The following is an 11,905-nucleotide window of genomic DNA, read 5'->3' on the forward strand; positions in this document are numbered from 1 at the left end:
TGGAGACCGCACGAAAGGTGCGCTCTCTCTCGTCGAGACCCCATCAACCGGAGAGCCGGATGCGGGAAATCCGCCCGTCCGGTTCGGAGGGAGGGGTGACGCTCGTGTGTCATCCCTACCCCTATCTACTTCATGAGGAGCATCTGGCGGGCGCGTTTCACGGAACGCGTGAGCCGGCGCTGGTAATGGGCCGGCAGGCCCGTGTACTTGCGCGGCAGAATTCGCCCGGCATCGGTGACGAATTGGCGGAGGAGTGTGACGTTCTTGTAATCGAGCGCATCGACGGTGAAATCGATCTTCGGCTTGGGCCGAGGTGTGCGGACTTCGCCCGTGGCGCTTCGGCCGCGGCCGGAGCGGTCCCGCCCGGAGCGTTCGGTGTGAGTTTTGCGTGGCATACGAGGGCGTTACTTGATTTCGCGATGGAGCGTGTGGCGCCGGAGGAAGCGGTTGTATTTCATCAACTCGACTTTTTCCGTCTGGAGCTTCTTGTTTCGCGTGGTGAGATAACGCGACGGAGGCTTTCCTTCTTTGCGCGCTTCGGTGCACTCCAGGGTGACAATCTCTCTCGGCATACACTACTCCTTTTCTTTGGTGGTGCGTTCTTCGGCTTCCTCGTCGTCTTCCGCCTCCGAGGCGCCCGCATTATCGACGCTGCCCAGGCTGCCCAGCCGCTTCTGCCGCAGGGCGCCTTCGCGCTCCAACTGCGCCTGAGCCTCGACGGTGAAACGGGTCCACGGGATGGCTTCCAGGCGGGCCTTGGGGATTTGTTTGCCGGTCAATTCGCAAATGCCATAGGTGTTCTTCTCGATCCGGCGGAGCGCTTCCTCGATTTCATAAATGGCATCCTGGTCTGAGGAGAGAAGGCTCAGGGCAAAGTCCCGGTCGAAATTATCCGTGCCGGAATCGGCCATGTGGAGGCTGTAGCCCGGGATTTCTTCCGCCGATTCTTTGGCGAGGCCCGTCATCTGATCCAAAAGGCGCTCCCGGAGGTCGAGGAGGTTCTTGTAAAACTTGGACCACTCCGGTTTGATGCGGACCTGTCCATTCGGAGCGTAGGCGCTGGTCGGCTTGCGGACACCCAAAATCGAAGCCGCCGTCGCGGCGCCCACCGATTTGGATCGAGCTGGCGGATGCGCGCTCGGCTTTTTAGCGGTGCTTTTTTTCTTGTTCACTGTGCGATCAATTCTTTTCTCTCGGCAGGCGCCAATTCCTCACGCAAAGGAGTTCAACGCCCATTTGAGAGCGCGTGAATCTAGCAAAGGAAGACAAAAGCGCCACTAAAAAATTCAGAATTTTTCCCCTCAGGTAAATCATGTATTCTCTCCCCATGATTGCCTCCAGACGCGCCCCGTCGATGCTCGCCCTGGCCCTGCTGCTGGCCTCCCCGCCCGCCCTGCGCACCGCTGAAATCATCAACGTGGCGACTTACAACCTGGAGAATTACGTGGACGCCGCCGGCTCGCGACCCGTGAAACCCGCCGCGGCCAAAGCGAAGATCCGGGAAAGCATTCGCGCACTGCGACCGGACGTGCTGGCGTTGCAGGAAATCGGTTCTACCAACGCGCTGCTGGAACTGCGCGAGGCTTTGAAGCGGGAGGGACTCGACTTCCCGCACTGGGAACACGTCGCCGGCTTCGACACGAACATTTACGTCGCGGTTCTGAGCCGGTTTCCCATTGTCGCCCGCCGGCCGCACAGCCGGGAAAGTTTTCTGCTCCACGGGCGGCGTTTCCGGGTTTCGCGCGGGTTCGCCGAGGTGGACATTCAAGCCGTGCCGAAGTACGCCTTCACACTGATCACGGCGCACCTCAAATCCAGACGTCCGATCGCCGAAGCGGATGAAGCCGAGATGCGCGAGCAAGAGGCGTTGATTTTGCGTGAAATCATCGACGCGCGGCTCCGCGCCAATCCAGACGCGAATCTGGTCGTGCTCGGCGATCTCAACGACGTGAAGGATTCTCGGTCCACGCGGATCATCCTGGGCCGCGGCCGCAACGCGTTGATCGACACGCGTCCCGCCGAACGCAACGGAGACAACCAGCCCGCGACCGTTCCCGGCTACGCTCCGCGCAACATCACCTGGACGCATTTCTACGGCAAGGAAGACACCTACAGCCGCATCGACTACATCTTGCTCAGCCGGGGCATGGCGCGAGAATGGAACACGAATGGAACTTACGTTCTGGCGCTGCCGAATTGGGGCGCCGCTTCGGACCATCGTCCCATCGTCGCAAGCTTCGTCGCAGAGGAACGCTGAATAGAAAGAGACCAAATGTGGAACTCCGGACACCCGAGAGAATTGGCTGCTGGAATCAGCGAGGCGCCTCAATTACCGGAGGTGCTGCGATGGTTGGAGGCTGTGGACGGACATGGCGTTGGTCCGTCCGTTGTTCCTCATGACGCTCGGACACCAGTCTTCGCAGATCACGCCGGAGTCTGGGGCGCGCGATCTGGATGATCACCAGATCGATCAGAACATTCGGAATGCAGAACAACAGGAACGGCACCAGCACGCCGAAGAACAATGTCCGCGTGAACGCGTGAAACGGACTCCTCTGCGTCATGCCCATCAGAAGTCCCAGCCACGCCACCGCGATCAAATCGAGCGCCACTTTGACCGCCTGGTAGATCGCGCCACCGGCTGAAGGCAGCCATTCCAGCCATGCGCCCTGGGCAGAGCCGTCGAAGAGCACCTGCACGGCGACGGCCACGAGCTGCACAAAAATCACCGCCAGGGCAGGCCACAGAAAGAACCGCTCCAGCGCGTGCCAGTGGGCGTGCAGGATTTCTTCCGTCGTCAACGGAGCTGCCAGGATGACTTCCATCGTGCCGTTCCGCCGGGCTTCCGCCAGATGGTAGGAAGCCTGGGAAGCGACCCAGATCTTCAACACCAACGCGACCAGCATCGTCGTGGCGGACACGACGGCCACGGCGGCTTTGACGTTCGTGCTTAGAAATATAGCGGCGAGATACACGCCTGCGCCGGCGGCGGCCAGAAGCGCCCAGATCATCCAGCGCTCGCGGTCTTCCCGCGCGGCCAGCCAAAACATCGGATGAATTCCCAGGAGATGCTGCCGCAATTGCACGCGCCGCTCTGCGTCGCCGAAGCGCCACCGGATTCGGCGCTCGTGGCGAGTGGCGCTGATTCCGGCCAGCGGCTTGTCTTGCCACGAGCGGGGAGTGATGAGACTCGCGAGAACCAGAGCCACCCAGCCCATCGCATGAGTCGCCGCGACGGACAGCCAGAATCCAGCGGCATTCGATCCATAATTGGCATTCGGAATCAGGGACGCGCTGAATGCCGGGCTAAAGCAGGCGATGAAATCCGAAAAAGTCTGCAATCCGGACCGCGTCCAAACGTGGATCATCATCGGAAGCGCTGTCATCAGCACGACGCTTCCCAGCGTCGCGCTCCATGCGCGATGCGATTCGCGGCTCAAGGCCGAGATCCACATTCCGAAACTGGTTGACCAAAAGAGCGTGTTGACGAGCACGAGTGCGGTTCTCCAGAATTCACCGCCGGTCACGCCGCCCAAAACCAGCGCGATGGACAGAATAGGCAGAAAGGCGAACAAGCCTTGGAACGATTTCGCCGAAGCCGCCGCCGCTTTTCCCAGCACGACATCGTAGCCGCGCAGATCTGTGAGGAACAGCAAGCCGAGCGTGCCTTCGCGCTTTTCTTCGCTGATGGAATCCGCAGCGTGCCGCGCTCCGTCGAGCAGGCAGAACACGAAGGCAAGGAACGCCAGGCGCGCGAAGATTCCCTGGCCGCTCCGAACGGCTGCATCCGTATTTCCGATCAAGAGCAGTCCGGCGCCGATCAGGCCCGTGAGAACCGCGACGAGAATGCGCAAACGAAACGTCGCCGGCCGGCGCGAGGCTACCCGCAACTCGCGTTCGACAATGGGCAGGAAACTCACGCTACGCCTTCAATGGCTCGCCGCTCGGCTTGGCCTTCACCGCCGGGACCACTCTGACTCGCGCGCGCACCTGAGCGTCGAAGCGTTGCGTCGCGACGGTTCGGAATTCGCGGCGCAAATTGGTCCGCGCCCACAGAAAGAAATACAGGTCGTTGGCCATGCTGATGACAAACCATACCGCGAGAATGAAGTTCTCCGAATCGAACTGCCGTTCGAAGTTCAAGAAGAGGCTGGTCGTCATCAAACCGAGAAAGACCAGCGACGGCACGACCAGCACCCGCACGAGCGCGCCGCTCGAAGCCCAGTTTGCTTTCCGGGAATTCAGTCCCAGCCACATCCCCAGCCACGCCAGGGTGTAAAGATCGGCGAAGAACATCAGCACGTAGGTCAGGCAGAGCAACGTCCAGAAATTCGACGAATCGAGCGCCCGATCGTTGAGGCCGCCCAGAAACATCGCCAAAAACGCCAGCAGAATCACGGCGACCGCCCAGCCGAATTGCCTTTTGAGGGCAAGGAATTGGCCGCGCAGAATGTCATCAACCGACAGCGGCGCCGACAACAGCAATTCCAGCGCGCCGCTGCGGCGATCTTCGTTGAGCGGACGCGAGGCTTCCGAAGCAACCCAGAACTTGATGGCCAGGCTCAACAGGATCGCGGTCGGCACATACGCCGCCGGATCCAGCATGTCACTGCGATATTTGAAGAACAGCCAAAGCCAGACGCAGCCCGCCAGCGCCAGCGCGCCGAGCACGTAGGCCGGCTTGAGTCGGTTCCTGCCCGCGAGCCAGCAGATGGGATTGATCTCCAGCAGGCGCGTGCGGAACGCGTCGCGCACGGCCGCCGATCCAAATCTCCAGCGCTGCCATCGCTCACGCCGCAGGGCCTGCTTCTCGCCGATCGCCTTGTCTTGCCAGGCAGAGGGCGCGATGGCGCTCGCCAGCACCAGAAATGCCCAGGCAAACGAGTGCGTGATGAGGAACGACGTCCAGAAGTGTTGCGGGTTCACTTTGAAATTCGCGTCCGAGGCCAACGCGAAGGAATAACTCGAACTCATCAGGAGAAACGAAGGATCGTATTGAAACCCGCCTTTCCGAAACCCCGTGACGTAGCCGAGCAGCGGCAGCCCGCCCGTGATGATGAGGATCAAGAGAAACGTTCCCGCCATGCTCCGGCGATCGTGCCGGCTCAGCGCCGATACCAGGCATCCCGCGCTCAGCGAGAAGAAGAGGGTGTTGGTCAGAACCAACACCCGCCGCCAGAACTCCGCGTAAGTCAGTCCGCCGAGCAACAGCGGGATCGCCAGAACCGGAAAGATCGCGAGTAGCCGGTAAAACGAATTGACGGACGTGGCGACCAGTTTGCCGAGGACTACGTCGTAACCCTTGAGGTCGGTCAGGAACAGCAGGCCGAGCGTGCCTTCGCGCTTCTCTTCGCTCAAACAATCCGAGGTCAAGGTGACGCCGGCGAGCAAGGTGTACGCGAAGGCGAGCACCGACAGCGAACCGAACAGATTCGAAGCCAGCACCGCCCCGTAATTTCGCTCTCCCACCACCATCCAGATCCAGACGTAGAGGCCAATGCCGAGCACCGCCGCTCCAAATCGCGTCCAATAGGTGCCCCGCCGCCGCGAGGCGACTCGCAATTCGCGGGCGACAACAGGCAGGAAGGTCATACGCGGGTCGGCAGGGCAGCACTGCGCTTTGAGCCTGCCTGAGAATGTGGGGCAGACATCTTGTCTGCCGGTGGACGAGGCATCCGTGCCCGGTCGTTCTGGCGGCACGATGCCGCCAGAACTGGCAGGCTGGAAGCCTGCCCTACATTTTTCATCAAAGGCAGCAATAACGGCGACAGCAGCGCGACCGTGGCCGCCTGATAAATCATCGCCAGAATGCAGGTGTCTTCAAAACCCGCCCGCCCGGGAATGAGAAGGCCCCCGACCTGCGTCAGCGCGAAGGGCACGAGCAAGCCGAAGAAAACCGTGCTCATCAGCGCTCGAAAAAAATTCCGGCTTCCCAGCGCGAAATACAGCCCCAGGACGGGCAGACTCCAGTAGGTCGCCAGGATGAAACCGCATTGAACGATTGCCAGCGTATCGAACCCGCTGTCTCCAAACATCGTCGCCAGCAATGGCCAGGGAATGATCAACGCCACGGCCGCAGGAAAGAATTGCCCCCGGACCGCGCGCAAACGTCCGACGATGATTTCTTCGCGCGCAATCGGGCTGACCAGGATCAATTCGAGCGCGCCACTCTGCCGTTCCCTTCGGAAGCTCGAGGCGGCCGTATAGGCCAATGCCACGGCAAACAATGCCTCCAGGCCCATCACTTCGCGCTGCCCCCGATGAAGAGTCGTGATCAGGTGCGTATCGATCATCAACGCCAGGCCGCACCAAACCAGCTTCACGGCGCGGTCCCAGGTGGAATAATACTGCAACCAAGTGATCGGATTCCGATTCAGCTCGCGGCGCATGGCCGATTGGAACAGGGAACGCCAGAACAGCGGCAAACAAAAGGTGCGCAGCCACCAGAGTTGTCTTCGCGAGAGCGGTTTGTCCTGCCACTCCGAACGAATGCGGCGGGCCGCAGCCAACATGATCAACACGAGCGCAAGCCCGCATCCGGAAGCAACCGTGAACGCGCTGAAACGCGAGGCGGCAAAACCAATAGCCGGCGGCGCGCCTCCCGAAGGGTTGAAGACCACGGCGCGGTTCGGGGGCGCAGACCGGAGTAAGTATTGGGGCGGCGGCGGAGGGTTAAAGAACACGGCGGGCGGAGCAGCGACGGGTGCAGGCATCGCCATCGCCAGCGTCGGTCGAGCCAGATGAGCATGGACGGATCCAAATAACAAGGTCCAGACGACCGCCTGGACGAACATCCATCGCCTTTGGCGCGCGCTGGCCGAAGCCAGAAGTCCGGCTCCCAGCGCCAGAGCGAGAGCGCCCAGGCAGCTTGCCAGCACGGAGAGAATCGAATGGATTGAGACGCCGCCCATCAAGTAGGGCACGGCGATGATTGGAGCGGTCGCGAACAAGAAACTCAGGGCGCGCACGCCATGAACCAGGCTCTTGCCAACCACGACTTCCAGCGCCGTCAACTGAGTCAGGAAAAGCAGGCCGAGAGTGCCGTCCCGCTTTTCCCGGCTCAGGCAGTCGGCGGTCAAAAAGGGCGCGCCCAGCCAGATCGCGATGTAGATCGCGTTGCTCAGTTCCTGGAAAACAACCGTGCCGACCGCGGCTGCGCTTCCGGAAGCGACGAGCCAATTCAGAGCGAGCCACGCGGTCAGCGCCGAGCCGGCCAGCAGCCGCAGCGTGTAGAGCGCGGCGCGTCGCGATTCAATGAGCAATTCACGATGGATGATCGGCCACACTTTCCGGCGGAGTAAGCCACGAATTGGACCGCTTGGGAAGCCACATTGCTCAACCGGAATGCGCTGTTTTGAAGCAATTGCCGGAAGTGATCTCCGGGAAAGGTGAAAAGGTGGCCGGCGCCCTGCCGGCGTCGTGGCAAAGCGGCAGGTTTCCCGCGGGTGCTGAGCGGCACCGGGATTTCGCGTCGCGGAAAAGAGTCTCAGCGAGATCTGACACTTACACTTCGACGATCAGTGAAGGATTGAAGCGGTTGCACGGTTCATCTGGATACCCTCGTGGGTTCGTCAAAACACGGGTTGAGCCGATTCTGTAGTCCACATTGTGGTGCGTATGCCCGTGAACCCAGCGACAAGAGCGAAGCCGTTTGACGCTACCGACGGCATCGGATCGCTCAAGGAGTGGCCATGAAATGAGGGCAGATATTTTGTTCGAGGATAGCCAACACATCTTGCGGCGTTAGCTTCGGCATCGTAGGCATCCGCGAAAGAACGGAAAAAGTCTCGGCCAGCGCATGGGCCGAGGCATAAACTATATCATCACCACGAGAAATGCGTTCAAGGACAGCCTTGGCCAAAGCATGGTGTTTGTGAGCCTCCAGGGATGCGGCAACCAGGACGCTGGTGTCGCAGAACACGTTCATCGGCGCCGAGGTTGGCCTGTAGCTGTCGCCATCAAATCTTGATCACGTTCGTCACGCACCCACCAAATCAAGATCGCGGAGTATTCCAAAGCTTTCCAGTTTTCCTAGCAATGACTCCTGGCGGTCACGAATTGCGCGGGCCCGTGAAGCTCTCCGCCAGGGCGACCGCCTTCAGCATGGCCTTGGATTTGTTCACGGTTTCCTGAAACTCCCCTTCGGGCGTGGAATCATTCACCCAGCCGCCGCCAGCTTGCACGTAAGCCCTGCCGTCCTTGATCAACGCGGTCCGGATGGTGATGCAGCAATCGAGATTGCCGTTGAACGAGAAATAGCCCACGCATCCGCCATACGGCCCGCGCGTGGTCTGCTCCAGCTCCGAGATGATTTGCATCGCCCGGATTTTGGGGGCGCCGCTCAACGTTCCGGCGGGAAATGTCGCGCGCATCAGATCGAACGGCGTTTTGTCCGCGGACAGATGCCCTTCCACTTGAGACACGATGTGCATCACGTGGCTGTAGCGTTCGATGATCATCAGATCCTTGACCTGCACCGAGCCGTAATCGCACACGCGCCCGATGTCGTTCCGCGCCAGGTCCACGAGCATGACGTGTTCGGCGCGTTCTTTCGGGTCGCCCAGCAATTCCTGTTCGTTGGCTGAATCTTGCTCCGGAGTTCGCCCGCGCGGACGCGTGCCGGCAATGGGCCGAATCTCGACTTTCCGATCCTCGCACCGCACATGAATCTCCGGCGAAGCGCCCACGAGGCTGAATCCGTCCAATTCCAGCAGGAACATGTACGGGGACGGATTGATCGAGCGCGCGGCGCGATAAATGTCCAGCGGCGTGGCGTGGACCGGTGTGGAGAAGCGTTGAGAACCGACCACCTGGATGATATCGCCGGCGGTGATGTATTCTTTCGCCTTGAGCACGTGCGCGAGGAACTTGTCTTTGGCCACGTTCGACTGGAAGGGAACGGAGGGCACCTCCTGCGGCAGCGAAACCGGGACGTGTTCGGTCGGCTGTTCCAAAAGCGAAACGATGCGTTCGATCTCAGCCACGGCGTTCTCGTAGGCTTCCGCCGGCTGGGTCGAGTCATCCAGAATCGCGTTCACCAGAACCGTCAGCGTCTGGGCGACGCGGTCGAAGATCAGCAGTTCGTCCGCCACGAGGAAGTAGAGGGTCGGCGTTTGCAATTCATCGTGAGGCGGACGCGGCACGACCGGCTCGACATCATGGATGAATTCGTAGCCGATGAAGCCCACGGCGCCGCCGGTGAAGCGCGGAAGCGAAGGCAAGGTCACCGGGTGATACTTCTTCAGCACCCGGTCCACGACTTCCAGCCCGTCTTTCACGCACTGGGAGCAATCCGGGTTCGGCTCTCGCGGAATGACAAATTTCTCGGCCAGCTTGCCGTTCTCAAAATACTCGATCCGCGCGCCCGTCTGCCGGATGACAGCGGCGGGGTTGCAGCCGACGAAGGAATACCGGCCCAGGTGCTCGCCGCCTTCCACGGACTCGAACAGAAACGATTCGCCTTGCCCGCGAATCTTGCGGTAGGCCGAGAGCGGGGTTTCGAAGTCGGCCAGCAACCGGCGGGTGACCGGGATGAGATTCCCTTGCTTCGCCAACTTCACGAATTCCTCTTGGGTCGGAGAGTACATGGATTGATTTCAGAAATGGCTGCGAGCATCCCGCGCGTCGCAGGCCCACTTGGTATGGCACGGCAAACTCGACGCCGCCTTCCCCCTCACCCCGGCCCTCTCCCGCCGGGAGAGGGAGAATTGATCCCAGCGCTGCGCCGTTTTGAACATCGCCGGTCGGATCGAACCGCGGCCGCCGCAGTTCCCTCTCCCCAAGGGAGAGGGCCAGGGTGAGGGGGAAGGGAGTGTCGCCATTGGCAAGAGGCGGATCAAGTCCGATGCGGTCATCAATCTGTGATTCTCCTCAGGCGGCTCAATGAAAGCAGGGTAAAGACCAGAACCGCCACGGCGTACGTGATAATCCCCGTGCCGACGCCGAAGGGGATCAAATGCCAATCGCTGAAATACATCAGCGTTCCGCCGACGCTCCCGATCAGAATCGTCTGCGCGATCAGGCAAAAAAGATACAGACCCAGGCCCACCTCGCTGAGCCGTTGCCGAATCCAGCAGCGGTATTCGTCTTCGCCCAGCAAACGCATGAGCCAGGCCGACTGAAAATTGCGCGCGGCCACGAGCAGGCTGCTGGTGATGATGATCACGGCTGGCAACGGCCAGGCCGCGAAGCCAAAGCAGAGTACGACGTTCAAGCCGATGCTCGCTCTCCAGCCCAGTTTGCGCGCGATGGGATTGGCTTCGAGCTTGAGCGTGGGCGACGCGATCCATGTGCTCAAGAAATCCATGCCGCGCGCAAACAAGAGAAAAGAAAGGACCAGCCCATAGACCGGGCTGCCGAAAGGGATCAGTTCCTGCATCACTTCTTCCCGTAGATTTGATCGGGGCTGGCCAATCGGGCCTCGGTTACTTTGGATTCAGCCCCGTCTCCGTCCACCGCGCGAAAGAAACAGGAGCGATACCCTTCATGGCAGGCCGCTCCGGTTTGGTCGACCTGGATCAGCAGCGTATCTCCGTCGCAGTCGAAAGAGATTTGTTTGACCGTCTGCGTGTGGCCGCTCGTTTCGCCTTTCATCCAGAATTTTTGCCGGGACCGGCTCCAGAAATGGGTTTTGCCCGTGGCGACGGTTTTCTCGATGGCTGCGCGGTTCATCCAGGCCATCATCAACACCCGGCTCGTCGATTGATCCTGGATAATCGCCGGGATCAGCCCGTCCGAGTTGAACTTCAGTTCGTCGTAAAAGCTCATAATGCATCCAAACCGTGGACGGGAAGGTAAGCGCATCGGATGAAAGAATGCAAACGCGGGCTTCGACCATTCGGCTGCCATGTGGTCGCCCCATGAACGCGGTAGGGCGAGTCCGTCCCGGCGAGCCGATCGACGTGCGCGGAACACGTCCGACCGGCTCGCTGGGACAGCTCGCCCTACCGGATGGTTCGCGGGCGGGGAGGCAGGAGCCCACAGCGCTCATAATCGCACCGGAATACGCTTCTGCGCCAGGAATCGCTTCACGTCTTCGACCGTCAGTTCCCCGAAATGGAAAATGCTCGCCGCCAGCACGGCGTCCGCTTTGCCTTCCAGCAACACTTCAGCCATGTGTTCGCGCGTGCCGGCGCCCCCGCTCGCCACGACCGGGACGCCGATCGATTCGCTGACGCGCCGGGTAATTTCCAGATCGAATCCTGCCTTCGTGCCGTCGGCGTCAATGCTGTTGAGCACGATTTCGCCTGCGCCAAGACCGACCGCGCGTTTGGCCCAGTCCACGGCGTCCAGTCCCGTGGGCTTGCGCCCGCCATGGGAGAAGACTTCCCAACGCCCCGGCGCAACGCGCTTGGCGTCGATGGAGACGACGATGCACTGGCTGCCGAATTTTTCGGCGCCCTCGTGGATGAGGTCCGGACTCGCCAGCGCCGCGGAGTTGATGCTGACCTTATCCGCCCCCGCCTTGAGCATCGTTTGCATGTCGGCGACGGTTCGGATGCCGCCGCCGACGGTCAACGGCATGAAACACCGCTGCGCCACTCGCTCGATAACATCGACCATCGTCGCCCGCCCATGTGCGCTGGCGGTGATGTCGAAGAAGACCATTTCGTCCGCGCCCTGGTCGTTGTAACGAACGGCCAGTTCGACCGGATCGCCGACGTTCCGGAGTTCCCCGGCTTCGGCTTTGCCGAACTGGACGCCGCGGGTGACCTGCCCGGCATGGACGTCCAGGCAAGGAATGACGCGTTTAGCGAGCATGCCTGGTGCGATGATCGGTGCTTAGGGTCTGTGCAAAAATAACTTCCGGTTTTGGCGGGAGCGCCGCCTGGCCGGATGCAAGGCGCGAGGAGGGAGCATCCCCGTTTTGGGGCTGTGACCGACGAGCAACGCCGCAGCCGGCCAG

The 11,905-nt window shown here is 61.1% G+C and carries 12 protein-coding genes and 1 pseudogene; 1 reads left to right on the forward strand and 12 read right to left on the reverse strand.

Features of this window, described 5'->3' with window-relative positions:
• Nucleotides 1-125: 125 nt before the first annotated feature.
• Genes rpsR through FJ398_20245 form a run of 3 tightly spaced genes read right to left on the reverse strand, consistent with a single transcriptional unit; the run spans nucleotide 126 to nucleotide 1,172 of the window.
• Nucleotides 126-395, reverse strand: coding sequence for a 30S ribosomal protein S18 (rpsR, locus tag FJ398_20235; GenBank protein MBM3840248.1), 270 nt, complete (start codon nucleotides 393-395; stop codon nucleotides 126-128).
• A gap of 9 nt (nucleotides 396-404) precedes the next feature.
• Complete coding sequence (gene rpmG / locus FJ398_20240) at nucleotides 405-572, reverse strand: 50S ribosomal protein L33 (protein ID MBM3840249.1); 168 nt, start codon at nucleotides 570-572, stop codon at nucleotides 405-407.
• Nucleotides 573-575: 3 nt separating this feature from the next.
• Complete coding sequence (locus FJ398_20245; GenBank protein MBM3840250.1) at nucleotides 576-1,172, reverse strand: transcriptional regulator; 597 nt, start codon at nucleotides 1,170-1,172, stop codon at nucleotides 576-578.
• A 140-nt stretch (nucleotides 1,173-1,312) separates the two neighbouring features.
• On the opposite strand from FJ398_20245, the gene FJ398_20250 reads away from it, so the two are divergent.
• Nucleotides 1,313-2,257 carry an endonuclease/exonuclease/phosphatase family protein gene (locus FJ398_20250; protein MBM3840251.1) on the forward strand — a complete coding sequence of 315 codons (945 nt, stop codon included), beginning with the start codon at nucleotides 1,313-1,315 and terminating at the stop codon, nucleotides 2,255-2,257.
• A 55-nt stretch (nucleotides 2,258-2,312) separates the two neighbouring features.
• Here the strand turns inward: FJ398_20250 and FJ398_20255 are convergent, their stop codons facing one another.
• The 9 genes and pseudogenes from FJ398_20255 to hisF form a co-directional block, all read right to left on the reverse strand.
• A complete protein-coding gene (locus FJ398_20255; GenBank protein MBM3840252.1) occupies nucleotides 2,313-3,920 on the reverse strand; it encodes an ABC transporter permease in 1,608 nt (535 codons plus the stop codon).
• Between the two features lies 1 nt (nucleotide 3,921).
• The gene (locus FJ398_20260) at nucleotides 3,922-5,592 is read right to left on the reverse strand and encodes an ABC transporter permease (GenBank protein ID MBM3840253.1); all 1,671 of its coding nucleotides are present in this window, start codon (nucleotides 5,590-5,592) and stop codon (nucleotides 3,922-3,924) included.
• Nucleotides 5,589-7,286 carry a hypothetical protein gene (locus FJ398_20265; protein MBM3840254.1) on the reverse strand — a complete coding sequence of 566 codons (1,698 nt, stop codon included), beginning with the start codon at nucleotides 7,284-7,286 and terminating at the stop codon, nucleotides 5,589-5,591. Before FJ398_20265 ends, FJ398_20260 begins: the two co-directional genes overlap by 4 nt.
• Nucleotides 7,287-7,503: 217 nt before the next feature.
• Nucleotides 7,504-7,632 (reverse strand): annotated as a pseudogene (locus FJ398_20270) (phosphoesterase).
• Nucleotides 7,633-7,678: 46 nt separating this feature from the next.
• On the reverse strand, nucleotides 7,679-7,927 hold the full coding sequence (locus FJ398_20275; protein MBM3840255.1) for a type II toxin-antitoxin system VapC family toxin: 249 nt from the start codon (nucleotides 7,925-7,927) through the stop codon (nucleotides 7,679-7,681).
• A gap of 124 nt (nucleotides 7,928-8,051) precedes the next feature.
• Entirely contained in the window at nucleotides 8,052-9,587 is a 1,536-nt protein-coding gene (trpE, locus tag FJ398_20280) for an anthranilate synthase component I (protein ID MBM3840256.1), read from the reverse strand.
• Nucleotides 9,588-9,853: 266 nt separating this feature from the next.
• Nucleotides 9,854-10,378, reverse strand: coding sequence for a hypothetical protein (locus tag FJ398_20285; GenBank protein MBM3840257.1), 525 nt, complete (start codon nucleotides 10,376-10,378; stop codon nucleotides 9,854-9,856).
• Nucleotides 10,378-10,767 carry a phosphoribosyl-AMP cyclohydrolase gene (gene hisI / locus FJ398_20290; GenBank protein MBM3840258.1) on the reverse strand — a complete coding sequence of 130 codons (390 nt, stop codon included), beginning with the start codon at nucleotides 10,765-10,767 and terminating at the stop codon, nucleotides 10,378-10,380. Before hisI ends, FJ398_20285 begins: the two co-directional genes overlap by 1 nt.
• A 219-nt stretch (nucleotides 10,768-10,986) precedes the next feature.
• On the reverse strand, nucleotides 10,987-11,760 hold the full coding sequence (gene hisF, locus FJ398_20295) for an imidazole glycerol phosphate synthase subunit HisF (GenBank protein ID MBM3840259.1): 774 nt from the start codon (nucleotides 11,758-11,760) through the stop codon (nucleotides 10,987-10,989).
• Nucleotides 11,761-11,905 lie beyond the last annotated feature (145 nt).

This window comes from Verrucomicrobiota bacterium, assembly GCA_016871535.1.
Lineage (GTDB): Bacteria > Verrucomicrobiota > Verrucomicrobiia > Limisphaerales > SIBE01 > VHCZ01.